We start from the raw sequence: 24133 nt of genomic DNA on the forward strand, positions 1-24133 counted from the left end.
GCCGCCCACAAAGTGGACGGCCTTGAAGTATCGACACCGATCAGTTGGTCAGAGAAGCATTGCACTCACGCGCCGCTTCAATTGCCTTCTTGGTGCCAGCAAGGCTTAATTCGAAGGCAAAATTAGACTCTGGCATTACAATCATGGTTTCGCGCTCCATCACGTCTGTGACGAAGTCGGGATTGTTGGCAATGAGATAACCGCCTTTGTACCCGTCCGCCAAATTAGGTGGCGCCGCTGTTGTATCGCCATGGTATAATTTGTTGTCCATGAGCAGCTAGACTTTATCATCCTCAAATTCGATGTCTGCCTTTGTAAAAACACCCATGTAGCCAAAATCTTTGTCTGGGGTCAGACCCATTTGAACAACGTTGGTATTCTCATCCACCCGTTCGATCAGGCAAGTATTTCGGCTCTAATCCACAAACATATTCCAGCCGGATTCCTCGCCATAGTTTACGAACTCTGCGTTGTCTTTTGGCAGAATATTTTTTTGTCCTTGGCATGTCCTACGGTTGCTCCGCATGCAAGAACGGCAGCGGCAACAAGGGTCTTAGTTGTCGTTTTCATAGAAACAATCCCATTATAATATTGCAGAATGAAGATATGAGGGAAAACCGAAAACGCGAATCTTCAAACTAAATTGAATGGCTGCGTCCTTTCGAATGGTTTGAAGAGCAGGTGGTAATGAGGCCAACACGTGCGCCATCGACCAAATCAGAAGTAGAAGGTCCAGTCGGTCGCTCTGCAAAATGGAAACTCATTATATCCCCATCCCCAAAAAAACCCGCATCGTTCGGAGGGAAACCAGGTGAACAACGCGGGCGGTAGTCTTGGGGTTTTGGTGTTACGCTACTGATTGAAAGATGGATCAAAGTTCCCCGCGTCACCTCTATCTGGGATGATGGGCAACGCGGGGATTTAGTCTGGCCATGGGACTGGCCAGACTAAGTCGAATGTGCGGTTGGCCGCTGTTCGTCAACCAAGTTGGCATGAGCGCAAATTCTGTTCGCTACAGTCAAAGTTCGTCACCCGCCATCTGCACAGCGCCGCCACGTTTTCTGAAGCGGGCGTGTAAGCTGGAATAAACAAGAATTTCTCATGCACGCGAGAGTAAACTTTTTGGCGCGCGTAAAATTACTTGATTTGTTGTATTTTAGATTCAAGTATTCGAATGCGTGGCGAATTTGTATTACCTCTGTTGCTCGCGCATTCGCCAGACTTGTCTGGTCGCCTCCTGGAGACGCAAGTGAGTGGTGTCGCCAGGAGGCCGTTATTCTCGGTTTAATGGGTCTAATGGAAAAGGCTTCCAATTCTACGTGCACGGCAAGTCTATGACCCTTTTGCGGAAATTTCTGTTTCATTCGCAGATATGTGGTTCCGCGAATTTGAGAGATTCTCTATATCGACGGCGACCCAAAAATCCGTGGGGTTCGTCACAAGGAAATATTCAAACATAAACATAAGTCTGGATTTGTTGCGTCTGTGTGTGCTCTCTTCGACCGTTAAAGAAGTAAGGGACAGACAGATGAGACGAGCACTGAGAACGTTGAAGATTTGGTCATTCATTTGGTTCACGGCATTAGCGAGTGCTTTTCCTGCCGGCGCGCAAGAGACTGAGGCCGACCAAGAGGCTGTGGAAGTCGAGAATGACGATCTAAAAAAAGCAGTCGTTGATGAGATGATTGCGGCTGATGATCTCGAGATCCTACTTGTTCCCCTAACCGCGGAAGAGCTTTCCCAAGTCGCTGGTACTTGGCAGAGTTATGTGCGCTCTCGGCTCGAAGAAGTCGCGCAAGTAAACTTGCAACTTCGGTCGGCGAGCGGAGCTCGGGAAGACAACTTGCGGTCTCAGTTGTCCTCTTTGAACGACTCTGGATCAGAAACTCTCAACAACTATCGTCTGGTGCTCGAAGCATGGGCCCTGAAAGGCGCGAAGGCGGAAGATCTAGAACCGCATTCTGACTATATTCTCGCGTTGAAAACGGGAGCCCTAAAAACTACCGACCTTCAAACGCTTTTTCAGAACGCTTGGGCCTGGTTGTTCTCGTGGGATGGGGGCGTAGGCCTGCTGATGGCCGGTCTGGGTGTTTTGTTAGCAGTTTGGGCCATGATGTTCATTGCTCGGATGGTGCGCCGGGTCACTGAACGGGGTCTGAACAAAATTCCAACTATCTCCAGAATGCTGAAACGCTTCATTGCCACCGCCGTATACTGGGCCGTTTTCGTCCTTGGTATACTCGTCGTTTTAGCTTTGTTCGGAGTTAACGTCACACCGCTTTTTGCCGTGCTCGGTGGTTTGTCGTTCATCCTAGGTTTCGCATTGCAGGAAACGCTGGGAAACCTCGCAAGCGGTCTGATGATCATGGTCCTCAAGCCATTCGACACTGGCGACTATATCCAAGTGGGCGGTTCATCTGGGTTTGTGGATGAGATGTCGGTGGTTTCAACCAAGATCAGAACATTCGACAACCAGATTATTATAGTTCCCAACAGCAAGATTTGGGGGGATGTCATTACCAATGTAAGTGCATCCGAAGAACGTCGGGTCGATCTGGTCTTTGGTATCGCCTATTCGGACAACGCTGCCCAAGCAATTGAAGTGCTCAAAGACTTGGTTGCGCATCACCAGCTTTGTCTGAAGGCACCAGAACCTGAAATTTTCGTGGGTGAGTTGGGAGACAACTCCGTCAACATCTTCTGCCGTCCATGGTCCAAGTCTGATGACTATTGGACCGTTTATTGGGACCTGACCGGTCAAGCAAAAGAGCGGTTTGACAAAGAAGGCATATCTATACCGTTCCCGCAACGCGATGTGCATATTATTCCCGCAGAAGGAGCAAAATCATGAGGGCCCTTACGCTATGGTTACTGCCTCTTCTATTTTCCTGCACTGTTGCGCTTGCTCAGTCTGAAGAAATCCTCGCACCAGCTGAAGAGAGAGAAGATCCCGAGTTTATTGCGCCGGTGATAGTGGATGGCGAAGAATTGTTCGTGGTTCGCGGTTCAAGTGCGCTGCCCGCAACCGAACGAGCGAGAAAAATTGAGGAGCGGATCGCTCAAGTCGCCAATGCATCCACGAAAGCTTCAGTACAGCTTGAGATTTCGGACGCCGAATTTGGGAAAATGATACGCGTTGACGGGCAGATGGTTACGATCACCACCCAAGCTGATGCTGAGCACGAACAAATGGTTATTGAAGTTCTAGCTGGGCTTCAGTCCGAAGCGATTGAGACTGCAATCCTTCAATACCGAGATGCTCGGTCCAATGAGGGCCGAGTAGATAGTGCGATGGCTGCCTTTGCTTGGACAGCAGTCTTTGCCCTCACTTCTTATGCGTTTTTTGCGAAACGGCAAATGTTATTAGACTACTTTAGAAACATCTTGGAAAAGAGAGCTGAAGGTGTTGAAGAAGCCACGAAATCGCTCTTGAGAAGCAGGGCAATCGCGTCGATTATCGTCTATTCAATACACATATTGATGTGGGTCCTGTTTCTGTTCTTTTTCTACTACTACCTTTCATTGGTGCTGCTCTCCTTTGCCGAGACCCAGGGCATTGCCCAGATCCTCTTGAAGTATGTCAGCGAGCCGCTCGTAACCGTCGTTTTGGCAATTGTTGAATATATCCCCAACTTGATCATGCTCGCAATCATTGCAGCTGTGACACGGTTGGGAATTCGAGGCCTCGATCTTTTTTTCGACAACGTCGAGAGCGGCGCGTTCCAACTGAAAGATTTTGAAGATCATTGGATTGCACCAACAAAAATGCTGTGCAGGGCTTTGCTGATTGTTATCGCGCTGGTGTTTGCCTACCCCTATATTCCCGGATCTGACTCTCGAGCCTTCCAAGGCCTGACTATCCTTGCCGGTATCATGGTTTCGTTAGGGTCGAACACAGTCGTCTCGAATATGATGGCCGGTCTGTTTGTCATCTATAGACGCAGTACCAATGTCGGTGATCGAATTCAGGTTGGCGACAAGATTGGGGATGTAACCGAGATCAAACTGATGGAAACACTCATTAAGTCGATAAAGAACGAGATGATTAGCATTCCAAATGCACAGCTGCTCAACTCCGAAGTCGTAAACTATTCGCGCAAAGTGGATGGTCGAGGGCTGTTGGTTCACACGACAGTAGGGATCGGATACGAGGAGCCACCAAAGAAAATCAAAGCGATGCTGATAGAGGCAGCTCATCGTACTCAAGGGTTAAGAAAGAACCCTGAACCTTTTGTGCTTTGGACGCAGCTGGCTGACTACGCAATCAATTATGAGATCAACGCATACACTTCGCGCGGATCGAGCTTGCCTAAGATTTTGTCCGATTTGCGCGAAAACATTGTCGATGTGTTTAATGAAAACGGAACACAGATAATGACACCGTCGTACATAGCGGACCCGCCGGAACCCAAAGTTTCGACAGAAGAATGGGACGGCAAGCTTGCCCATCACGCTGAATAAACTGCATTCAGCTATAGGTTATCAGTGTCAGTGCTTAAGCTTCGTATTGTATAAATATGTCATTGAGTAGCCATGTCTCCGCAGTCCACAGAGCAGACCATTAGGGGCTTGAAACGCTCGTTCAGGAATGGCAACCCAAAAGGAATCAGCGTCACGTGGGAAATGCCATATGAAAAACCTTTTTCTAACGTGCTGCTTTGGAGCTATTTCTCTAGGATTTGCAGCGTTACCTTCAGCCGCGCAGCCCCGGCTAGGTTGGGCGTATCAGGTTGATGGGCTTGCTGCGTTTCAAGGGGACGCGGATTTGAGTGACGGTGGCGAATTCTCTGCAAGCCGAGCATTTCTACGTGCTACCGCATTCTACAATCTGGAAGGAGGAAACTCCATCGGGCTTTCAACCAGCTTCGGCAAACTGGATTATAGCTTTAGTCAATCGAACAATCAGCCATGGGAGAACATCCGTGACTTGCGCGTTGCTGTTCCCATGCGATTTCGTGCGAGCGATACAGCAACAGTTTTTGTGTCACCACAGATCAGGTGGGATTATCAAAGTGGAGCTTCCGCATCTGATGGTAAGACCTACGGTGTTTTCGCGGGTATTGCTTGGCAACTTAACGAGCGCCTGACGATAGGACCGGCCTTTGGCGCGTTCTCTCAATTTGACGATGGTGGTACCGATTTTTTTCCGGCCCTACTGATTGATTGGGACCTAAATGATCGCTGGAACTTGAACACTGGCTCAGGGATTGGAGCGACACAAGGCCCTGGGTTGACGCTGAGCTACACGTTGACTGAGACCATAGACCTTTCCTTAACCGCACGATCGGAGAGAGTTCGATTCAGATTGGATGGGGAAGGTCTCGCGCCGGACGGGGTGGGCGAAGACAAGAGTGTCCCCGTCGTACTTTCGATTGGATACAATCCAAATCCCGGAGTTTCATTGAGCGTATTCGCAGGCGCAGAATTTGACGGCCGCCTGACGCTAGATGATGCGAATGGAGCGGAAATTAGTCGTCAGACCTATGAAACAGCGCCATTGGTTGGGCTGGCGTTTAGGGTCAGGTTCTGATCACAGCATTAAGCCTGTTTGCCAATTGTGCGCGGAGTTATTATTGCGTCTGAGTTCGAACGTCCGCTTTGTCCGCAAAGAGGTCTGTTAGCTGGAACGCAGCGAAGGTCTGCACCGAGCCCACTTTGACCGATGCTGCTCGATGCCCCAATGACAGCAATGCGCAGTAAGCGGACTTTGCAAAGTCTTTGGTACGGGTAGCAACAGAAGCCTATTTTCGCAGTATTCCGGGCCTACCCACAATGCCTCGACGAGAGACGAGGCGTTCCTCACCGCCTGCAAGGATGTAAGGACATGACGACACGCACATCGAGCCAGCTAGAACGGCTGTAGAAAGCTCAGTACCTCTCACCTGCTTACCAATGGACAGTGCCTCGGAAACCACTCCTCCCGGGCTGTGGAGAGCCACAAGGTCGGCGGTCATTAATTCTACTGCCCTGAATGCATCCGCCCAATGGCATTTTCAAAGCGGTAGAAAGAGCATAACCAAACGAGTGAACCCACGCATCAGCATGAATACTAATGACGCTGTGATTGAGTTGGCGTTGCAAGGTCATGGGATCGGACGGCTTTTGTCGTATCAGGTGGCACCCTACATTGCAGATGGGCGGCTCAAGACTGTCATGAAGTCATATGAGCCACCCGAGGTTCCCATCCATCTTGTGCATCAAGAGGGTCGAACCGTGTCTGCGAAGGTACGCGCTTTTGTTGATTTTGCGGTCGAACGTCTCAAATCGGATTCCCTTATTGGCCAGAACCAAACTCAGGCCTAAGCGCAAGACCAACAATTAGGCAATATCGCGCTATTCAGCCGCCGCCGCGGATGAGGCGGTCCATGCATTTGGGACAAACGCATCATCCAAAGCCGTTTCCGCCACATGGTTCGTATAGTTCGACAGGATTTTCAACGCTGTGCCAAGGATGACTTCCAGCATGGTCTGGCGGGTATAGCCAGCCGTCAGAAACGCCTCGACCTGTGCGTCGCTGGGCCAGCCTCGGCTTTCGTTGATCACGATGACGAATTTGCGCAGTGCTTCCAATTTGGGGTCGGCGATAGGGCTGCCATCGCGTAACGCTGCGATCACGTCTTCGGGGACACCGGCCATCTGTGAAAGAGTGGTATGGGCGGCCATGCAGTACTTGCACCCGTTCAACCGGTTGTTAGTCATAAGGATGATCTGGCGCTCAGTCTCTGACAGGCTGGTCTTTCCAAAGATGTTGGAAAGTGTCGTATAGCCTTCCAAAATTGCGGGCGCTTCGGCCATGGCCGCATAAAGGTTGGGCACAAAACCATATCCTTTCAGCGATGCTTCCAGAATTGGTTTCGCGGCATCAGGGGCTGAGGCGATTGTATAGGTCTCAAAATCAGTCATGTCTTGTTTCCTTTGGGAAGAGTTTTCGACGCTCGCGAATTGTCATTGCGGACAGGGCGTCTTGGAGAAATGCCGGCCTTTTGGGGAGGGGAGAGGCAGCGGTGGCTCCGACCGGCAAAAGCCACCAAATTCCTCGATCAAAGGCTGCTGACAGGCGTGTGGTGGATGTCTGCCCACTTGGCATGGGCGCCTTGGATCACGGTCTCTTTGTCCTCAAGGTATTTCTTGAAGATGTCCTCATTCACAAAGAGATAGAGCTTGTTGTCCACGATATCGGCATACCGAACATCGCCATCAAGCTTCTTGCCTACATAGACACCAAAGGCGCAGAACCCGCCGAATTGAGGCAGATGTGCCGTCGGATCCGCCTCGAATGTGGCTTGCGCTGCCTGCGACGCAAAATAGTAGTCCACTCCATCATGGGCCGATGTAAAAGTGGCGTTGCCCATTTCGGGTTTTTCGGCTTCAAACATCGATACAGGATCGACGCCATGCATGCCGAGGGGCTGCCCGGTCAAGGTAAGACTGTTCGAAACGTTGTATTCATCGTCAGCCAATGCCGCCGCCGCCAGGGCGAGAGTCAACGCTGTTGTAAGTGCGGGAAATGTAAAGATGCGTGTCATGATATGTCCTTTCAGGATGTCGGGATCAAATTTGAAGATCGATTTGGGTCAGGCCGATTGGCCAATGCGCTCAACCGCGTCGTCGGTCCACCAGACGCCGTTGGCGACCATTCGGAAGTTGATTATGGCGGCGAGATACCCGTCACCTTCAGGCACCTTGGCCCCGGCTGTGGCATCGCGAACGACAGCGACTTCGTAGCCCAGCTCCAGCAGCTCGTAGAGATGCGCCTGCGTACACAGGTTCGCCGACATCCCCGCGAGGATCACCTTGTCGATCTTGCGTTTACGCAATTGCAGGTTCAGGTCATTCTGAGCCGGGCTATAAACCTTGTGTGGCGAGCAAATGATGGTTTCGCCATCCTCGATGTACTTCTTGTATTGCGGCATCCAGTCGGCACCTGAGCCCTCGAAGTTGTCCAAATTGAGCGGTCCCAGGCGGTCAAACATGCCGATGCTGTGCATCGTGGCTTCCAGAGTGCCCTCGAACTCCCACTTGTGGTCATGCGGGTAGTAATAGTGGGGCGAGATGAAGACCGGCATCCCCGCAGCCTTGGCGGCAATGAAAAGCCGTTCGATATTATCGACCGTGCCCTGTTCGGTCACGCTTTCGCCAACGACACCCCACGTCACACCGTCTTCTGACAAAAAATCAATCTGGGGGTCGGTCACCACAAGCGCAGTACGCCCCGGCTCGATGGTCATGTCGATTTGGGGAAGGCCTGGATTTTCCGGGTCAGCATAGTAGGCGCGTGCTTCGTCGGTCGCGGCAAGGGCCTGCCCGCCAGCCACTATTGTTGTACCTGCCGCGGCCGCACCGGCGGCTTGTTGCAAGAGTCGCCGGCGCGCCATATCAACGCGTTCGGGCGTGACGTCGCAAGCGCAGCTTGCTCCATGTTTGTGGTCATGATTGCTCATTGCAAATTTCCTTTGTCTGAGAGGGGCAAATGGGTTTGCTTTACTCGGGAGCGCCCCAGGTGGATCTGACAAAGAAGAAGTTAGGCGCCACATCGATTGAGGTATCGGCCCGCCCTGCCAAGGTTTTGGCCGAACCTGCCATGTGGTCTTGAGGTGTGTGCCTAGTCGGAGGTCGCTTGCTGCCTGAATCGTGCCGGAGCCTGGCCAACCCAGCGCTTGAAGGCGCGGCTGAACGTGCTCTGTTCCGAAAACCCGGTCATAAAGGCGATCTCGGCTATGGAAGCCTTACCGTCACGGAGCAGGTCACGAGCGAGTGCAACTTGTGCCTGACCAAGAACGTCGCGATAGGTCAGCCCTTCTTCGGCCAACCTGCGGTAAAGAGTGCGCTCGCTCATTCCCATCTCTTGGGCGACATGCGCCGCCTGCGGTGCGCCGTTACTTAGGGCTGGCGTAAGCCGGTGGACAATTGCTTGGCTCAGTGAGGTGTCGTCATCGCGAGAGTTGAACTCCTCATCCAGGTGCTTCGTCATGAAATCTGACAAGCCCGGATCGCCAAGACGATTTTCGCTTTCCAGCATAGCAGGGCGCATAGCAATGGCGTTGTGGTCAGTACCAAATTGCACGGGACAAGCAAAATGCTGGGCGTAACGTTCATGCTCTTGTCGGCACGCATGTTTGAACGCGACATATTCGAGCGACAATCCAGCACCCACAAACCGATACATATTCCGTGCAAAGGCGGCAAGCGCGCATTCGTTGCGCAATTCCAAGGCGGCGCGATGTGGCGTTTGCCCTTCAAATATCCAAAGGACCGGATCGCCGGTTTCGTCAAGTCTGTAAACTGCGGTGTCCGTGACGAGACGAAAATAACGTTCAATCCGTTGCAAAGATTCCCGCAAGGTGGGAGCTGTCTTTACAGCCAGGCCAAGGACGCCGAGATCATCGGTCGCAATCGCGTTCGCATAGGCCTCAACCAACGCAACCTCATCCGCTTGTTGCGCACGAATCCAATCTATCAAATCGAAATACGCATCATCCGCCAATTGGCCGTCTTGAGCTTCTGGTAAACGCAGCACGACAGCGCCATTCGAAATCAGGGCGCCATCGTCGTTCAGCGTCATCCCGGCGGCGTTGGCCATCGCGCGGGCGAATGCGTAAGTTACACTTGCCATACAGTGAGATTAGCACTGGAATGCTCTTTCACACCAGATCGTCCCACCCAGTGATAGGTATAATAAATAAAGACAGCCTCGATCTTCGGGCGCTTGAGGATAAATGCGCCAAACTGATAAAACTCGTCATCAGGTTTTCTGAACGGTATCGTCCGAAAGCGTGAAGAAGCATGCAGTCATAGAGGTCATGGTAGATGGGCGAAATTTTTATATCTGTGCTGCTGCCGCTCGCAGTTGTTGTCATCATGTTCTGCCTTGGCCTCGGACTCACAGCGGCTGACTTTCAACGCATCGGACGACGTCCACGTGCCTTTTGCGTCGGGGCTCTCAACCAGATCATTTTGCTGCCTTGCATCGCTTTGATGGTGATCTTTATCTTTGGGATTTCCACCGAGACAGCCGTTGGCATTATGATTTTAGCGGCCTGTCCGGGCGGGGCGATCAGTAACATCGTAACCAAGCTTTCGAATTGGGATGTTGCTTTGTCCGTTACTCTTACAGCAGTCTTCAGTCTGACTTGTGTCGTTACCGTACCGCTTATCCTGGGGTTTTCGATGCAGATGTTCATGGGGGCAACTGCGCCCGCTATCGACATCTCTTCGACGGCTTTAGCAATGTTTTTTTTTACAGCTTCTCCAATCCTAGTCGGGGTGACCGCGCGGTCATTGGCGCCGCGTATTGTAGCCGCTGTCGAACCAGTCTTTAGCAAGGTCTCTATGCTACTTTTTGCGCTGGTCATTGGAGGCGCGATCATTTCAAACTGGGTGGTGGTCGCGGATAACTTCCTTAGGCTTGGACCCGCACTTTTGGTTGTAGGTGCGTCACTCACGTTTATTGGCATCATGAGTTCAGGGATGCTCGGATGCACAGACATCGAGGCGAAGACGATTTCAATTGAGACCGGCGTTCAAAACGGAGCTTTGGGGATCGCAATTGCCACCTTGCTGTTGCCTAACACCAATGGGTTAAGCGAATATGCAATCCCATCCGCTATTTATAGCGTGGTCTGGATCGTAACAATGTTGCCTGTGTTCGCTTTCCTTGCGCGAAGAAGCCCAATTTTATGATCCTGACGCCTATTTGCCAGCTCTGATTATGGGCTGGGCCAAGTCCCTTAGTTTCCATGCCGGAGCGCCATCTGGTCAAAGAGCGATCAAGGAGCTCCCAAGCCCTCTGTGGAACGGCCGCTTTGGCGATTTTCCCTGTTGGAGGGGAAAACTGTTGCTGCCAGTGCGGTGGATCCTGCGTCAGCGAAGGTGTAGACTCCAAGGTCAGTTTTGTCCCGCACAGCGGTTGTTGATGCGCTGCGTAGCGAAAGACCGCTCCGAGCCCATACCTCCCAAGTTTCTGCGTTGTGGCGAATGACCGCTTCAGAGAAAACGCCGAACGCGGGAGGCGTATTCCTCGAAGTCCGCGCCGTAGCGCGCGCGCAGCCATGGCTCTTCCGCGAATGGTGCAGCCAACAGCACGAGGACCGCGGCACTTCCGACCGGAAAGACCAGCGGTGCCGCCGTCAGCAGCATCCATCCGATGACCATGAAGATATCTGCGACATACTGGGGATTGCGGGAGTAGCGATAAAGACCGTCGGTTCGCAGATGCCCAACGGCACCGCCGGTTTGGGCGATGCCAAAGCGTACAACTTCAAACCAGACGGCTGCGTTTCCGGTGAGGATTAAAGGCACCCCGATCCAGAACCGCATCCAGTCTGGAAATGGCAGGGTCGCCCATCCAAGAATGCCAAGCAGAACAAGCACGCCGAACAAAGTGAATGTTGGAACCCAGACAAGGAAAGGCGTTCTGATCGTGTATTCTTCCGGGGGCCAGAGCCGCCGCGATGGACGCGCAAACGACCAAACGAGCGCGGCCAAGGTTCCTGCGGCAATCCCCAAGCCAAGAAGAGCAAGAAAGGCCTCCATCAGACTTCGGCATGATTGTGTGAATTGAACTCACGGCGTTCAGCGAGCGCCTGGCGCACGATCTGGAACGCTGAGGACAGAAACAAGCTGGCCATGATCGCAGCGACGATCAGGTCGGGCCAGCCGGTGGCCGTGCCCCATACGCCCAAAGCTGCTAACATCACGGCGACGTTGCCGATGGCGTCGTTTCGCGAGCAGAGCCAGACAGAGCGCACATTGGCATCCCCGTCCTTGTAGCTGACCAGCAGCAGGACGCTTGCAAGGTTTGTCGCCAGAGCCAGAGCGCCGACAACGCCCATGATTTCCGCTTCCGGTACGCCGACATAGAAAACCCGGTAGACTGTCGAGCCGAAGACCCACAGGCCCATCAGAAGAAGACTGATGCCCTTGGCGAGCGCTGCATTCGTCCGCGCGCGGATCGAAGCACCGATGACAGCAAGTGAGATGCCATAGGTCAGAGCATCGCCCAAGAAGTCGAGGGCGTCAGCCTTCAGAGCTTGCGACTGTGCGACCTGGCCTGCTGTCATCTCGACGGCAAACATCGTCGCGTTCAGCGCGATGACGATCCACAGCCGCCGTTTGTAGTCGTCCGATACGCCATCGAACTTAGCGTCATGTCCACAACACCCTGACATCACACGGCCTCCTTTAGAATGATTGGTGCCTGTTTAGGAAGAAGGTTCTCTGCGCCGCCGGGGATGATTGGCACATAGCCTTGCCTGATCCGCGCCACGCGCCGGTTCATCCAGTGCCGTATGACAAGACGATAGAGCAACCCGCGAAAACCGGACAGCTGGTGGTGGTCCTTGTAGAAATCATCCGGACTGTCAAAGACATCGAAGTCGTGGTTGATCCCGGTCTTCTGGATGTATGTGCTTTGGCCAGACCACTCGACGGGCGGGGCCTGAAGGCAATCTGTCCCCGCGCCATAGGCACAGAGCGACGTGCGATCCGGAAAGGTCTCCTGAAGCGCTCCCAGAACGCCTTGATCGAGGATAAACCCTTCGAGATTGATCCACTTGCCGTCGATCAGAACTTCCACCCAGGAATGGATGATGCTTCGGGGGGCCAGCGGGAAAACCAACTCTGGCACAACGCCACGCTGCAAGCCCTTGTCGATGGTGAAACCATGAAACCGGCAAGGGATATTCAACGCCCTGAGCAGTGCCATCAGAAGCGTGCCCTTGGTGTTGCACTGCCCATAGCCGTCCGCCAGCACTCGGGAGGCAGGCAGCGCATCGTCGCTGTTGTATCCGAACAGGATTTCGTTCCGCACGAAATCATAGGCCGTGCCGATGCGTGCGGTGGGGTCAAGAGAAGACCACCCGCGCTCGGCGATCAATGCCTGGATCGCATCGGATCGAAAATCGAGTATGGGGGTTTCGGCGAGGTATTTCTGGGACATGGTTCACTCTGGTTTCAGCGTCCCAACTGATATACGATCTCTAGTGACTAGAGGTTCAAGAGGTATTTTCATGTTTTCCATTGGCGAGCTATCGCGGCGCACGAACGTCAAGGTTCCAACAATCCGCTACTACGAAGAGTCTGGGCTTCTCGACGCACCGGAACGGACTGAAGGCAATCAGCGTCGGTATGATGCGGCGGGGCTGGAGCGCCTGAGCTTCATCAAGCACGCCCGCGACCTCGGCTTCTCGATTGAAGCTATTGCTGCCTTGATCGAGCTACAGGGCCACCCGGACCGGTCGTGTGCAGAGGCCAATGATATTGCGACGGCTCAGCTCTCGGACGTGCGCGCAAAGATCAAACGCCTCCGCGCGCTTGAGAAAGAACTGGTGCGGATTTCCAACGGCTGCGATGGCGGCGGAGTGACCGAAGACTGCTATGTCCTGGCTTCTTTGTCGGATCATGGCCTTTGCGAGCGCGATCACTGAAAAGGTAAAGCAGACTATCACATCGTATAGCCAAACGTCGGCAAAGTCCCGCACAGCAGACACTGATCGCCTCACCCCGAATGACCGCTCTGCGGACAAAGCTTCCGATAAGTCAGTTTGTTGGGATGTGTGATAACGGCCCTAGCTGCCATTTGGCCCGGCCATCTGATGCGACTGTGCGGACCGTCAGAAGAGACATTCGCCGCGAGCGCTATATCCAATTCAACCCGAACTCGTGGATAGCGGGATTTTTGCCTGTCGTCGTATTGAGAACAGACACGCATTTGGCGACATCTCTAAATAAAGTGATGACCTCAGCTGAATACATACCTCAATCTCCGGATCGCACACTTGTTGGCGTTGCGCTGATGCTGGGGTTTTGCCTAACCGCTCCTTTGCTGGATGTGTCTGCGAAACTCGCGTCAACCAGTGTGCCGGTTGGGCAGATTACGGCTGCTCGGTTTGTGGTACAATGCGCGTTGATGGCGCCTTTCATCTGGATAATGGGACTGTCGTTGCGCGTGGCGAAAGGTCAGGTGATGGTGCTGGTTTTCCGCTCATTGCTGTTGGTGTTCGCAACATTTTGCTTCATTGCCGCGATCCGGGTGATGCCCCTTGCCGATGCATTAGCAATCGTGTTCGTGGCCCCGTTCATCGTCTTGTTGGTCGGCAAGTTCTATTTTGGTGAAGATGTCGGCCCGCGTCGCGTCTGCGCGGCGCTTGTGGGGTTTGTCGGGGTGTTGTTCGTCATCCAGCCCAGTTTCGCAGCTTTCGGCGCGGTCGCTATTATTCCGGTAGGAACGGCAGTTGCCTTCGCTTTCTACATTCTTGTGACCCGGGGATTGTCGCGTCGGGTGCACCCCGTGACCCTGCAATTCCACACCGGTCTGATCGCCAGCCTGTTTTGCATTCCAGCTCTAATTGTTGCGCAAGGTTCCGGCTCTGATTTGTTTGATCCCGTTTGGCCAACAGACACCGCTCTGTTGTGGCTTTTGGGCGCTGGCTTCTTCGCGACGGTGAGCCACATGATGATGACCTATGCGCTGTCTTTTGCGCCTTCCGTCACGCTGGCACCGCTGCAGTATTTTGAGCTGCCGGTCGCGACCTTGTTCGGCTATCTTGTCTTCAATGACTTCCCGAATACGCTTAGCCTGATTGGCATTGCGATCATCATCAGTGCAGGGCTGTACATGATACATCGCGAAAGGGTGGCGGCCAGACAGTTGGTCACCGAACGCGCCGTACCTCCAATCTAAGGCTACATGCCCGGCCTAAAGCCGACCTACACATCCTGGTCAAGTTGCTGCGGCGAGGCCCTTCGAACCGGACATTCATCAACAACGCAGCATCAGACCAATAATCAACGTGCGACTCGCGGACCTTCTAGATTTTTGAATTTCAGAGAGCGCTGTCGCAGCACGTGTTCACATGCGGCAGACATAAAGCGATGTTGATGCTTGCATTGCCAATCTGGTTATTCAGCACTTCGACTTTTCCAGAATCAAAAGTGCACTTTCTTTGCAACCAAGATCAGTCACGTAATTCGGGCCAACTCGCCATTTGAGTGTATTTTTCGCCTTACTTTTAGTCAAAACAATCAGCGCAAATCTGTGTCACGCCTCTCAAGGTCCAGAACGGCATTGAATTCATTCTCCGGGTCCATCCAGGCAACCAGGATCGCTTCGTCGTCGATGGCGTAAGTTTCAATTTCTGCTGGGGTCACACGGATAAAGCGCTCATTCCCTAAGAATGCGCCGCCATGGGTCTCTCCGAACACGACACGGATCATCCGAGACCCTGGGGCAAACATACGCAGATACGGATCCGCAGGCTTGCCCATGTTCAAAACCTCTGCCTTGCTGCGAACCCATCTTTCGCCAGCAATGCGCTGCTCAGGACTTCGCAAAGCGGAGACTGCGCCTTCTGCAACCGAAGCGATGGCTGCTGACAGCATGATCGCACCAATCGCCATCTGGGCCGCACCTGCGTTTGTCCCGCTGTACTTCGTCCAGGCAGCAAGGCGCATCAAGCGCCGCCTCGGGTGATAGAGCACGTCGACCGCGTCGCCGACCTCGACCGCGTTCCAAAGGTCTACCGGAGCGACTTCTTTTAGGGAAAATGCGCGCGGGTCATCCAAAAGTTGGAAGCGCAGAAAGTAACGTTTCGAAGGTTTCGTACGATGCCGTTCGTTGTGACCAACGTGGCCCTTCTTGACCCACTTGTCGGTCACGCGCGCCTGCCCAGGTCGGCCGGCTCGCTTTAGATACGTCGAATTGAGATAGTGCCGATAGCCCCGCGCGGTGATGATCAATCCTACTACGCCAAGCGCAACCATCCCAAGAAATGGAAGCCAATTGAAGAGAATGTCGGCTACTGGATCTCCAGGTTGTTGTATTTCTTGGATCATGCGACTGTCTCCTGAGGTGGCGTGGCCGCTAGAAGGTTGCCGGGTGGGCGTGGTGTGGAATCCAGCTAGAAAATGCCACGTCTGAATTTGTCCGGGGTGTTGACCTCATATCTATAGGTCAGGGCGGGCCGAGATCGCCAAAAAACGGAGAATGAAGCTATAACTGGATGTTCTTTCACCAGGTCATGGGCATCGGAATTCTCTCTCTGCCCCGCCCACACGTTTCTGGCACAGATATGGGTCATGGTCCTTCGCAGACCAGCGGAAAGACCCCGACCTCTGGGATCTTAAGCGTGCCAACGGTGATTTGGTCATCGCCTTCATCAGCCGTAATCAGCCGCACGGATGCAACAATGCGATCAAACTCAGGATCGGCGAAATCCAGCAATGTGTGTGTGTTCTCCGAGGCCCCCTGCGCCAAAACAATGGGCAGCGCACCTTCTGTCTCTGTCATGCTCCAGTCCTGTCCATCCGCGTGGATCGTCGCGCTGATAATCGCAAGGCCGGGTACAGATCCAAAGCCAAATGCTACCGCAACGCCTGACTCATCAGGCGCTTCGCAGGAAACAAGAAACGTTGCAAAAGAAGGGTTTGCAATGACGCTTGCCACAAGCGCGAGTGCGATTGTTCGTATTACGATTGGTTCCTCCGTTTACGGCCCATTTCACAGCCTAAGACGTTTCGGCCTCAAAATGAACTGCCAACGCACTGCCGTACTTTTGGTGCCTTTCGGGACATTGGCGATTGGTGGCAATTCAAGTGAATGCCGAAACACTGAAATGTCAGCTCCCTGCTCGCATTGTGAGTCCAATTTCCGATAAGTGCTCAAATGAATGGTTTTGAGGCCGCGTTTCAGCACGAATATTCGTGCACTTCCAGAAGGATTTATGTGGCGGCGCACGCATCTTGAATACTAAATTCACAGCGAGAACTACGAGCAGACCCGCGGCAGCACAGCTTAGGCGACCAGTCCGCCTTCACAGCAGCGGTTGGTGGCGGCCCAGAGCCGCCATCCAGCGATACGATGAATTGCTGCGTTGGCGTTCCGCCTTGCAGGCATTCGCATTCGATCGATGCCTCACGTGCTCGCGTTCACAGACATCCGAGTTGCGTGAGCCTACCTATGCCGGATTAACGCCGGCTCTGGGCCCGAAGAAGATCACAACACACTGCTTGAACGACCGCTCTGCGGACGAAGCTGCCATTTGAAAATCCGGTGGCTTCGCAATCTACTGATATCCGTCTGGGTCGTTAGGGGTGTGTAATAATGTGCCTTCAAAGGCGTCGAGATCATCAGTCATTTGAAGCCAAGGCAACTTGCTTTGCTTGTTAACGTGAAATGTCGGTTCGAAATTTTCCGGGTTTTCGAGCGACGCAGCGTAGAGGTGCATACCACCTGGATAGTGATCGGCTTCAAACCCAATTGGTGACCCGCAAGTTCCACAAAAGTGCCTGAAAACGCCTTTGGAGCTTTCATAAGTGCGGGGTTTAGCACTGGTCCATTCAAAGTATTCTATCGGCACACCGAACCAAGCAACCACCGGCGCGGCGCAATTCCGACGGCAGTCATCGCAGTGGCAATAGCATGACCATGTTTGGTCACCGTGGTAGACCCAACTTGTTTTTTTACACAGACAATACCCTCGAGTCGCCATTCTTTTTTTCTCCTAACCTCCCGAAGCATAAGAATCTGGTGTTTTTTAGATGGATACTTTTGGACGTTTCATCAGCAGAAAACGTCGGAGCTCCAGTTCAATTCGGGCTCGAAACAGACGTCCGACAGCGTTGGTTGGATGGCTGGTGCTATGTTCCATCGGGAACCCCTCAAGCGGTGTCTGAAATCTCGCGAGGCCGAGTTGGGGATAGTTTAGCGCGCGCGAGGCCCCACTCAGACAGCGTTTAAAGCCGTGCAGACTAAGCTGGCTCAACGTCACTCACTGCCAACTCACAACTAAACCCGTTGGCTATCCGCTGCTTCCAATAGCGCCGCCGTAACTGCCTCGATCATTTTGGTGTGAGGCGACGTCGTCATACTAGCCAGGCCAACAATGCGCTTAGGTCCGTTCTGTTCAAGGGGGATCCTTTTGAGCCGCAAGTGGTCATATGCAGTTAAGCGGCTGTCTGGTATGATTGATACGCCAAGTTCAGCGGCCACCATACTTGAGATTGCTTCAAGGCTCTCTAGTTCCATGGCGTCTTTGACTTCAATGCCCTTTCTTTGCAGCCAAGTCTCGATTTGCCTTCCTACAACCGCATCACGCGTGAAACGAATAAACGGTGACGCACCAAGCAGTTCTTTCGGAGGTAAATCTGGGGTGTCTTCCGAGACAAGCAGGACCAATTCTTCGGATACGATTTCAGAGAATTCCAACGTGTTTGGCAGAACGTCTGGTCGGGAAATGATAGCCGCTTGAACCTGCCCGCGGTCTAACTGCAGCAAAAGCTGATTGGTCAAACCTGGAACAATTCTCACACGGATATCTGGATGCTCGGATTTTAGCCTCGCTAACGCAATCGGCACTAGTCCAGTTAGGGTCGTTGGAACGGCGCCCAAAGTTATTTCACCAGAGAGTTCATTGTTCGACTTCACCCTTTCCGCCAAACCGTCATATGCAGCCACCACCGCAGCAGCCTCTCCGACGAACGTTAGCCCGGTATGAGTAAGTTTGGGCGATTTGGCTGATCGGTCAAATAACTCGAGCCCCAACGTGATCTCCAGATTCCGCATCTGGTGACTGACCGCCGACGGAGTTAGATGCTCCGCTTCAGACGCGGCACGGAAGCTACCATGTCGATGAACTGCTATTAGTGTTCGCAGTGACCGAATGCTCATTCCGATAACCTCACTACAGCCTAAACCGTTTTCAATATGTGAAATTTTTTCACCTGCTAGTCAAAGTTATTTCGTTTTTATTCAAATTTTTTGATGTATACCTTGCGCATAGCATGCCCACAAAACCAAACCCGGAGGTACTTATGGTTGCTCCCAAATCTAACTCCTATACTTCCATCGTTGCCAAACCCTTCGCTCCAATCCTTGGAGCCGAGATCTATGGAGTCGATTTGAGCCAGCCTGTGCCTGACGATCAGTTTGCGGAGATCTGCGACGCTTTTCACACCTACCAGGTGCTGTTCTTCAAAGAGCAAAAGGAAATACCACCTGCGCAGCACATTGAATTTGGGAAACGCTTTGGGCCGCTTCACGCACACCCCGCAGCTCCAACGATGGACGGGTATCCGGAGATTTTCGAAATCCATGCAACAAAGAATTCCAAGGTGGCAAACGGTGAGTTCTGGCACTCTGACGTCTCTTGCGATGAGACACCGCCCCTTGGAACTATGCTGCAAATCCATATCGCTCCACCCTGCGGCGGGGACACCATGTTCAGTGATATGTATGCGGCCTACGATGATCTTTCCGAACCGATAAAAGATATGATCAGCGGGTTATCCGCACTTCATAGTTCCGAGCACATCTACAAAGGCCGCTATAGCGACCGCGGGCAAAAAGACAGCGAAATTGACTGTCCCGAAGCAGTTCATCCGATCGTTAGGACTCATCCGGAAACGGGCCGGAAATCGCTGTTTGTGAATCGAACATTTACTACAAAGATTTTGGGCTTGTCGAAAAAGGAAAGCGACGCGATCCTCAACTTGCTTTTTGAACATGCGGAACAGATCAACTATCAAATCCGGTTCAGGTGGTCGCTTAACGACATGGCCTTTTGGGACAACCGGTGCTGTATGCATCGTGCGATCTGGGACTATTGGCCGGCAGAGCGAAAAGGGCGACGTGTGACCGTGAAAGGCGATAGACCTGTTTAAACTCGACCAAACCGAATTGCTCGATCAAAAAAACCAGATCTTTAGGAGCGCTAAGTGCGAGCTGCAGTCGTAAGAGAGTTTTGTGAAGACCTTTCGATTGAGACGGTCCCAGATCCAACCTGCCCAGACAATGGAGTGGTCCTGGAGGTCGCTGCCTGTGGCGTATGCCGCTCAGATTATCATGGATGGTCTGGCGCACATCCCAAAGTTCAAAATGGCTCCATCTTAGGGCACGAATATTGTGGAACTGTAGTAGAAGCAGGGCCTCAAGCGAAGCATAGTGTTGGTGACCGCCTTATAGCACCATTCATCTTGGGGTGCGGCAGCTGCAACGCTTGTCAAACAGGCGTATCAAACACTTGTGCCAACCAAATCGTTCCTGGATTTGGAACGCCAGGTGCTTACGCAGAATATGTTGCCGTGCCTTTTGACCACAACTTGGTTCACTTGCCAGAAACGCTGTCTCCCGCCTTGGCGGCAGGGCTCGGGTGTCGTGTAACCACGGCTTGGCATGCTTTGACTGACCGTGCAGATGTCGCAGCTGGTGATTGGGTGGCTGTCCACGGAACAGGCGGGATTGGCTTGTCCGTTCTTCTATTGGCAAAAATGCTTGGATGCCGAGTTGTCGTAGTGGATGTGGTTGAAGAGAAACTTGAGCATGCAAAGCTCCATGGCGCAGACGCCACAGTAAATGCAAGCAAACAAGACGCCGCGGTAGCGATCCGAGATATCACGGATGGAGGAGCACAGGTTTCCGTAGAAGCACTGGGCATCGAAACAACGACGAACGCATCCTTAGAGTGTCTCGCCACCCTTGGTCGACACGTGCAAATTGGTATGCCGTCGAGAGACGGCCAGATGCAGGTGAACATGCGGGCAATCTATTCCAAACAACTCTCGTTTTTCGGCACTCGTGGTATGCCTTCATGGAAATACCCGCGCCTTCTAGGAATGATCGAACGTGGCGAAGTGGATATCCAGCCAATGGTCGCCAGGGAGGTCCGATTGGAAGAGGCTAGCGATGAACTTCGAGCAATGAATGGACCAACTTCCCCAGGAACCGCTGTAATAACAAGGTTTCAGCCGTGATCAGCCCAAAAGCCTGATAGGCTTTTAAAAGAGTTATTCTCTCGATCGTTTTGCGCCACAATGCAAATTCAGTTATTCGCGCAAACTGGCTGTTCTGGGTAACGCAATGAACGCCTGCTTTGGGCTCGGAGCGGACATTCGACCGAATAAAAATGAATACCCGCTACGCGGACAAAGTTGACGTTCAACAAAACTAGGTGAAGGTCTGTTTACTGTGCAAAGCAGTATAGGATTCACATAGAGAGTATCAGAGATAAAACTCTGCCCGTTCCACTACCCAAACCATTGCGACCAGACTTGCGCATTCGGCAACGACAGCGCGAGAGCCGACCCAAATACGACCTGGTTGTTTGCGCAGGAACAACACCAATGACCAGACCAATAAAACGATCATAACTTGTCCAGCCTCTACTCCAACATTGAAAGCCAGCAAGCTGTGCCAAACGTTCGGTGCATCGACTCGCCGAATCTGGTGCAACATAAAGGAGAACCCAAACCCGTGCAGCAATCCAATGCCAGACGTGATGGCAAAAGCCTTCAGGTCGCCGTGTCCTTTCTCTGGCGGCCAAACCGCCATTGCAGCTGCGTAGACTATTGAAAGTGCAATTGCCAGTTCGACAGTTGGGATGAACCACGCTCCGCTCGGCGCGAAGCCAAAAACCCCAAAATCAGTGTTGCCGTGTGGCCCAAAGTAAAGCCTGTGACGCGGGCAAGAAGGCTGTGCAAGTTCAAGGCACCGATGATCATGCAAAGTACAAAGAGAACATGATCGGGGCCTTTCAAAATGTGCCGAATTCCCTCAACAAAGAAGGTCGAAGCGGCGGCGGTCGCTGATCCGGAAACTTTGACCGGGAAATGCATCAAGCCCCGGGCACGAAATGCACGAACATTTGCCCCTAATAATCGAGGATCAGGTTCGCCGTTTCTCCTTGTCCAGGAAGCCCCGGATCAGAAGTGTAGGATAAACTGTATGCTCCTACCTCTCCCGTCACAAAGCGCAGGTGCACGACAACCATCACCTCGCCAACATAAATCTCTTCGGTTGTTGGAAAAACATCTCTTGGTGCAAGTGCCGCGCGTGCCTCATCGAGCGTAGCAAATCCGGGCTCTTGCCCCAATGGGTGCAGTCTTATCGAGACGATTTCTGCTGTTTGTCGGTGCGCGTCGACAGATAGCACAAAGCCGTTTTCAGCAATACGAGCCAAACCGGATGGGTCTTTGTGAAATGCGACCTGATCCAAGTAGTGCATGAGCACGCCATCTTCGATCAAATTGTATGTGTACGGAGCCGGTGCGGGCAAACCGTCCGGACCCTCTGGACCGACGAGTTCCGCAACCAAATAAGGCATCGGAAGGCGCAAATAGACATCAAGTCCATCTTCTGAGTGAGCCGCATGATGAATGCGAACATTCTGATTGAGATTGAAATGCGCCTCTGCTCTGCCTGCGCACAAAAAGAACGTGGCCAACAGGAACGCGGCAAAAAACAACCTCGCGTCAGCCACTGAATTACCCTCCTGTTTTGGCGCTGATAATCGTCAGATCATCAAGCATCCAAAGGTCGCCATGCCGCGAAACATCCAGCAAGCCGCGATAAGAAACCGTTTGCCTATGTAGATGCCCCCAATGACCGCCGCTTACACGGGCAGTCCAATTGGCGAGAACCTGGTGCTGATTTCTGTCCTCGCCTGGCGCGAAGCTCTCGACATTCAGGTCCGAAATCGCTTCTACACGAGCTATGGCGCCAGAGGGCAAAGTAACCGACAAGCCCCTCCTCCGATCCAACCCGCCGCGGCATCCGCATCCCGTATTGGCACTTGGGGGACAAGACGAACAGAGATCGGCTCGTTCCCACGCGCGGCGCGCATATTCGTTTCGTGCTGAATTTGTGCCAACATTCCCGAGGCTGCGCTGCCGACGAAATTTTCGTCCTCATTCGATAACCTGTGACTATTGCGCTTACGACCAAGTGCTTTTTGGAAGAAATGCGTTAATCTCGATGTCATTAATTTTTCTCGGGCATAATGCTTTGTTGCCTCCACCCAATCCGTGCCTTCGTGGTTGATCATTTTCGCCAACCTGTTCGGGCAACTTAACGCCAAGGTGGGTGTTCGTCGAGCGATGTGGGAGTCTGAGCAGCGACCTGATAGAAAATCCAAATTTGTCAGGTTTGAAGATCAACAACACCAAATTGCAGGATCAAATCACCTGTTCTGGTTCAAGCATAACTAACTGAACGGATAATACGACTATTAGATAAGCAGACACCACCACAGAAAAGTTGAACGGCAGATTTGTCCTGCATCTTGCCCATTCATACGACGCACAGCAAAGGGAGCTCCATCCTGGAGCGATCGTTCATGGATCTTGCGACGAAGGTGCCAGGAAAGCCCAACTTTGACGTTCACAAAATAGGAAGAAAAGCGGCTTCGTTCTCCTTATTATCCTCAGGAAATGGATCTATAAAGTAAATCTGTTCGAGCCGAAACGAGCCGTCCACGCTTTCCTTGTTATGTGCTATGTACTCATCAGACCAATCCCCGTGCACGCTTTTGATTAAAAACGGTTGCTTCAGACGAGAGCCTTCTATTCCCGCAGTTCCGCACGTCAGCCTGCTTGGGTCGAAGGATGCATCCGTTCCGAAAGATATCTAATGTAGCTCGATGTCGGGAGTGGCGTATTTGCCAACGAAATCAGAGTAAGCCTTCGATAACTCTGATATCATTTCTGGACGTTTGAGACACTCGGTTGCGGTGCTTATCGCCATGCAATGATCATTCCAGGCTTTGTAGTCCTGACAAAAGCTGCGTATAAATGCTTCCCTGCTCCTGTGATCAGGCCCAGCGAATTCCGGTCGCTTGAACGTTCTCTAAGCCTTTTCCAAAGGGTCAATACTACTCCACGTACAGCTATGTGCGATTCACGCCCTTTTACACTGGACGACCCGTCGAAAACGTTCAACGAATGAATGTTGGCTTCGTCCGCCCCTTGGTGATTGAGGTTGGTCGCGGCGAAAGGTCGGATTGAAAGCCGACTAACCAAATGGGCTTCAATGTCCGGTCTCGTGAAATTTGCTGCACCAACGAGAGGACGCTGCCGCAGATGCGAGGAAATGCTGCGTGAGCAAAAGCGGCGTCAACAAAAGGCGACTTTGTCCCGCAATCCAGACATTCCGCCAGATTCCCACAACCGCAGTGCAGAGAATGTTCGGTTTGAGCCCATTTTGCCGATTCCTGCAGTGTGCACGAATGACCGCATAACAGATGCAGTCAAGGGCCCAGCATTCGCTTGTCAGCTAAACGCAGTGCTTGATGGCTTAATACGGTGTCCCCGAAAGCCAAATGCTTAGCGAAAATAATCAAACTAGCGGCTGATTAAACATAGCTTC

Annotated in this window: 25 protein-coding genes and 1 pseudogene; 10 read left to right on the top strand and 16 right to left on the bottom strand. The window is 52.6% G+C overall.

Features of this window, described 5'->3' with window-relative positions; genetic code table 11:
• Positions 1-40: 40 nt before the first annotated feature.
• Positions 41-271: a hypothetical protein gene (locus ACR0CZ_RS15095; protein ID WP_170395550.1), complete on the bottom strand. Its 231-nt coding sequence runs from the start codon at positions 269-271 to the stop codon at positions 41-43.
• A 1257-nt stretch (positions 272-1528) separates the two neighbouring features.
• Here ACR0CZ_RS15095 and ACR0CZ_RS15100 point away from each other — a divergent pair.
• The 4 genes from ACR0CZ_RS15100 to ACR0CZ_RS15115 all read left to right on the top strand — a co-directional run bounded on the left by ACR0CZ_RS15100 (position 1529) and on the right by ACR0CZ_RS15115 (position 6303).
• Positions 1529-2851, top strand: coding sequence for a mechanosensitive ion channel family protein (locus tag ACR0CZ_RS15100; RefSeq protein WP_170395548.1), 1323 nt, complete (start codon positions 1529-1531; stop codon positions 2849-2851).
• Entirely contained in the window at positions 2848-4461 is a 1614-nt protein-coding gene (locus ACR0CZ_RS15105) for a mechanosensitive ion channel domain-containing protein (RefSeq protein WP_170395546.1), read from the top strand. The genes ACR0CZ_RS15100 and ACR0CZ_RS15105 overlap by 4 nt, the downstream gene beginning before the upstream one ends.
• A 169-nt stretch (positions 4462-4630) precedes the next feature.
• Positions 4631-5530 (top strand): hypothetical protein, encoded by a 900-nt coding sequence (locus tag ACR0CZ_RS15110; RefSeq protein WP_480502829.1) that lies wholly within the window; start codon positions 4631-4633, stop codon positions 5528-5530.
• 362 nt (positions 5531-5892) lie between these two features.
• Positions 5893-6303 (top strand): LysR substrate-binding domain-containing protein, encoded by a 411-nt coding sequence (locus ACR0CZ_RS15115; protein WP_480537173.1) that lies wholly within the window; start codon positions 5893-5895, stop codon positions 6301-6303.
• Between the two features lie 30 nt (positions 6304-6333).
• On the opposite strand, the gene ACR0CZ_RS15120 is transcribed toward ACR0CZ_RS15115, so the two are convergent.
• The 4 genes from ACR0CZ_RS15120 to ACR0CZ_RS15135 form a co-directional block, all read right to left on the bottom strand.
• The gene (locus tag ACR0CZ_RS15120) at positions 6334-6903 is read right to left on the bottom strand and encodes a carboxymuconolactone decarboxylase family protein (RefSeq protein ID WP_170473744.1); all 570 of its coding nucleotides are present in this window, start codon (positions 6901-6903) and stop codon (positions 6334-6336) included.
• Between the two features lie 137 nt (positions 6904-7040).
• On the bottom strand, positions 7041-7526 hold the full coding sequence (locus tag ACR0CZ_RS15125; RefSeq protein WP_170379992.1) for a YHS domain-containing (seleno)protein: 486 nt from the start codon (positions 7524-7526) through the stop codon (positions 7041-7043).
• Between the two features lie 48 nt (positions 7527-7574).
• Complete coding sequence (locus tag ACR0CZ_RS15130) at positions 7575-8441, bottom strand: cysteine hydrolase family protein (protein ID WP_058282012.1); 867 nt, start codon at positions 8439-8441, stop codon at positions 7575-7577.
• A gap of 161 nt (positions 8442-8602) precedes the next feature.
• Positions 8603-9580 carry an AraC family transcriptional regulator gene (locus ACR0CZ_RS15135; protein ID WP_237217123.1) on the bottom strand — a complete coding sequence of 326 codons (978 nt, stop codon included), beginning with the start codon at positions 9578-9580 and terminating at the stop codon, positions 8603-8605.
• Between the two features lie 227 nt (positions 9581-9807).
• On the opposite strand from ACR0CZ_RS15135, the gene ACR0CZ_RS15140 reads away from it, so the two are divergent.
• Positions 9808-10680 carry a bile acid:sodium symporter family protein gene (locus ACR0CZ_RS15140; protein ID WP_480537174.1) on the top strand — a complete coding sequence of 291 codons (873 nt, stop codon included), beginning with the start codon at positions 9808-9810 and terminating at the stop codon, positions 10678-10680.
• Positions 10681-10983: 303 nt separating this feature from the next.
• Here the strand turns inward: ACR0CZ_RS15140 and ACR0CZ_RS15145 are convergent, their stop codons facing one another.
• Genes ACR0CZ_RS15145 through ACR0CZ_RS15155 form a run of 3 tightly spaced genes read right to left on the bottom strand, consistent with a single transcriptional unit; the run spans position 10984 to position 12937 of the window.
• Positions 10984-11532 (bottom strand): methyltransferase family protein, encoded by a 549-nt coding sequence (locus ACR0CZ_RS15145; protein ID WP_170574509.1) that lies wholly within the window; start codon positions 11530-11532, stop codon positions 10984-10986.
• Entirely contained in the window at positions 11532-12167 is a 636-nt protein-coding gene (locus tag ACR0CZ_RS15150; RefSeq protein ID WP_209599655.1) for a cation efflux transmembrane domain-containing protein, read from the bottom strand. Before ACR0CZ_RS15150 ends, ACR0CZ_RS15145 begins: the two co-directional genes overlap by 1 nt.
• Positions 12167-12937 (bottom strand): transglutaminase-like domain-containing protein, encoded by a 771-nt coding sequence (locus ACR0CZ_RS15155; protein ID WP_209599654.1) that lies wholly within the window; start codon positions 12935-12937, stop codon positions 12167-12169. The genes ACR0CZ_RS15150 and ACR0CZ_RS15155 overlap by 1 nt, the downstream gene beginning before the upstream one ends.
• Before the next feature lie 70 nt (positions 12938-13007).
• Here ACR0CZ_RS15155 and ACR0CZ_RS15160 point away from each other — a divergent pair, with 70 nt between their 5' ends.
• Together ACR0CZ_RS15160 and ACR0CZ_RS15165 are read left to right on the top strand one after the other, a co-directional pair.
• The gene (locus ACR0CZ_RS15160; RefSeq protein ID WP_170574518.1) at positions 13008-13424 is read left to right on the top strand and encodes a MerR family transcriptional regulator; all 417 of its coding nucleotides are present in this window, start codon (positions 13008-13010) and stop codon (positions 13422-13424) included.
• 308 nt (positions 13425-13732) lie between these two features.
• Positions 13733-14680, top strand: coding sequence for a DMT family transporter (locus tag ACR0CZ_RS15165; RefSeq protein ID WP_480537175.1), 948 nt, complete (start codon positions 13733-13735; stop codon positions 14678-14680).
• Positions 14681-15021: 341 nt separating this feature from the next.
• Here ACR0CZ_RS15165 and ACR0CZ_RS15170 read toward each other — a convergent pair whose 3' ends face one another.
• From ACR0CZ_RS15170 to ACR0CZ_RS15185, 4 genes are all read right to left on the bottom strand, one after another.
• A complete protein-coding gene (locus tag ACR0CZ_RS15170) occupies positions 15022-15831 on the bottom strand; it encodes a hypothetical protein (protein WP_170465867.1) in 810 nt (269 codons plus the stop codon).
• A gap of 241 nt (positions 15832-16072) precedes the next feature.
• Positions 16073-16285, bottom strand: a complete 213-nt coding sequence (locus ACR0CZ_RS15175; RefSeq protein ID WP_170395513.1) for a hypothetical protein — start codon at positions 16283-16285, stop codon at positions 16073-16075.
• Between the two features lie 775 nt (positions 16286-17060).
• A complete protein-coding gene (locus ACR0CZ_RS15180; protein WP_480502820.1) occupies positions 17061-17486 on the bottom strand; it encodes a GFA family protein in 426 nt (141 codons plus the stop codon).
• Between the two features lie 296 nt (positions 17487-17782).
• Positions 17783-18664, bottom strand: coding sequence for a LysR family transcriptional regulator (locus ACR0CZ_RS15185; RefSeq protein WP_170395511.1), 882 nt, complete (start codon positions 18662-18664; stop codon positions 17783-17785).
• Between the two features lie 143 nt (positions 18665-18807).
• Here ACR0CZ_RS15185 and ACR0CZ_RS15190 point away from each other — a divergent pair, with 143 nt between their 5' ends.
• The 3 genes and pseudogenes from ACR0CZ_RS15190 to ACR0CZ_RS15200 all read left to right on the top strand — a co-directional run bounded on the left by ACR0CZ_RS15190 (position 18808) and on the right by ACR0CZ_RS15200 (position 20745).
• Positions 18808-19656 (top strand): TauD/TfdA family dioxygenase, encoded by an 849-nt coding sequence (locus tag ACR0CZ_RS15190; protein WP_170465864.1) that lies wholly within the window; start codon positions 18808-18810, stop codon positions 19654-19656.
• 135 nt (positions 19657-19791) lie between these two features.
• Positions 19792-20100, top strand: a pseudogene (locus ACR0CZ_RS15195) (alcohol dehydrogenase catalytic domain-containing protein); the annotation flags it as partial.
• 3 nt (positions 20101-20103) lie between these two features.
• On the top strand, positions 20104-20745 hold the full coding sequence (locus ACR0CZ_RS15200) for a zinc-binding dehydrogenase (RefSeq protein ID WP_480544973.1): 642 nt from the start codon (positions 20104-20106) through the stop codon (positions 20743-20745).
• Positions 20746-20992: 247 nt separating this feature from the next.
• Here the strand turns inward: ACR0CZ_RS15200 and ACR0CZ_RS15205 are convergent, their stop codons facing one another.
• Genes ACR0CZ_RS15205 through ACR0CZ_RS15220 form a run of 4 tightly spaced genes read right to left on the bottom strand, consistent with a single transcriptional unit; the run spans position 20993 to position 22512 of the window.
• Entirely contained in the window at positions 20993-21373 is a 381-nt protein-coding gene (locus ACR0CZ_RS15205) for a HupE/UreJ family protein (RefSeq protein WP_480537199.1), read from the bottom strand.
• Positions 21337-21606: a HupE/UreJ family protein gene (locus tag ACR0CZ_RS15210; protein ID WP_170465861.1), complete on the bottom strand. Its 270-nt coding sequence runs from the start codon at positions 21604-21606 to the stop codon at positions 21337-21339. Before ACR0CZ_RS15210 ends, ACR0CZ_RS15205 begins: the two co-directional genes overlap by 37 nt.
• A gap of 35 nt (positions 21607-21641) precedes the next feature.
• A complete protein-coding gene (locus ACR0CZ_RS15215; RefSeq protein ID WP_480502817.1) occupies positions 21642-22250 on the bottom strand; it encodes a hypothetical protein in 609 nt (202 codons plus the stop codon).
• 4 nt (positions 22251-22254) lie between these two features.
• Positions 22255-22512 (bottom strand): hypothetical protein, encoded by a 258-nt coding sequence (locus tag ACR0CZ_RS15220; protein WP_170395504.1) that lies wholly within the window; start codon positions 22510-22512, stop codon positions 22255-22257.
• Positions 22513-24133: the final 1621 nt, after the last annotated feature.

Source organism: Ruegeria sp. H9, from assembly GCF_056532915.1.

Coding starts and splice junctions, on each gene's coding strand:
- ACR0CZ_RS15190 (WP_170465864.1), top strand. CDS start 18,808: ATGGTTGCTCCCAAATCTAACTCCTATACTTCCATCGTTGCCAAACCC.
- ACR0CZ_RS15110 (WP_480502829.1), top strand. CDS start 4,631: ATGAAAAACCTTTTTCTAACGTGCTGCTTTGGAGCTATTTCTCTAGGA.
- ACR0CZ_RS15125 (WP_170379992.1), bottom strand. CDS start 7,526: ATGACACGCATCTTTACATTTCCCGCACTTACAACAGCGTTGACTCTC.
- ACR0CZ_RS15145 (WP_170574509.1), bottom strand. CDS start 11,532: ATGGAGGCCTTTCTTGCTCTTCTTGGCTTGGGGATTGCCGCAGGAACC.
- ACR0CZ_RS15135 (WP_237217123.1), bottom strand. CDS start 9,580: ATGGCCAACGCCGCCGGGATGACGCTGAACGACGATGGCGCCCTGATT.
- ACR0CZ_RS15170 (WP_170465867.1), bottom strand. CDS start 15,831: ATGATCCAAGAAATACAACAACCTGGAGATCCAGTAGCCGACATTCTC.
- ACR0CZ_RS15180 (WP_480502820.1), bottom strand. CDS start 17,486: ATGGCGACTCGAGGGTATTGTCTGTGTAAAAAAACAAGTTGGGTCTAC.
- ACR0CZ_RS15105 (WP_170395546.1), top strand. CDS start 2,848: ATGAGGGCCCTTACGCTATGGTTACTGCCTCTTCTATTTTCCTGCACT.
- ACR0CZ_RS15095 (WP_170395550.1), bottom strand. CDS start 271: ATGGACAACAAATTATACCATGGCGATACAACAGCGGCGCCACCTAAT.
- ACR0CZ_RS15165 (WP_480537175.1), top strand. CDS start 13,733: ATGACCTCAGCTGAATACATACCTCAATCTCCGGATCGCACACTTGTT.
- ACR0CZ_RS15100 (WP_170395548.1), top strand. CDS start 1,529: ATGAGACGAGCACTGAGAACGTTGAAGATTTGGTCATTCATTTGGTTC.
- ACR0CZ_RS15115 (WP_480537173.1), top strand. CDS start 5,893: ATGGACAGTGCCTCGGAAACCACTCCTCCCGGGCTGTGGAGAGCCACA.
- ACR0CZ_RS15130 (WP_058282012.1), bottom strand. CDS start 8,441: ATGAGCAATCATGACCACAAACATGGAGCAAGCTGCGCTTGCGACGTC.
- ACR0CZ_RS15155 (WP_209599654.1), bottom strand. CDS start 12,937: ATGTCCCAGAAATACCTCGCCGAAACCCCCATACTCGATTTTCGATCC.
- ACR0CZ_RS15120 (WP_170473744.1), bottom strand. CDS start 6,903: ATGACTGATTTTGAGACCTATACAATCGCCTCAGCCCCTGATGCCGCG.
- ACR0CZ_RS15175 (WP_170395513.1), bottom strand. CDS start 16,285: ATGACAGAGACAGAAGGTGCGCTGCCCATTGTTTTGGCGCAGGGGGCC.
- ACR0CZ_RS15185 (WP_170395511.1), bottom strand. CDS start 18,664: ATGAGCATTCGGTCACTGCGAACACTAATAGCAGTTCATCGACATGGT.
- ACR0CZ_RS15210 (WP_170465861.1), bottom strand. CDS start 21,606: ATGCATTTCCCGGTCAAAGTTTCCGGATCAGCGACCGCCGCCGCTTCG.
- ACR0CZ_RS15140 (WP_480537174.1), top strand. CDS start 9,808: ATGGGCGAAATTTTTATATCTGTGCTGCTGCCGCTCGCAGTTGTTGTC.
- ACR0CZ_RS15160 (WP_170574518.1), top strand. CDS start 13,008: ATGTTTTCCATTGGCGAGCTATCGCGGCGCACGAACGTCAAGGTTCCA.
- ACR0CZ_RS15150 (WP_209599655.1), bottom strand. CDS start 12,167: ATGTCAGGGTGTTGTGGACATGACGCTAAGTTCGATGGCGTATCGGAC.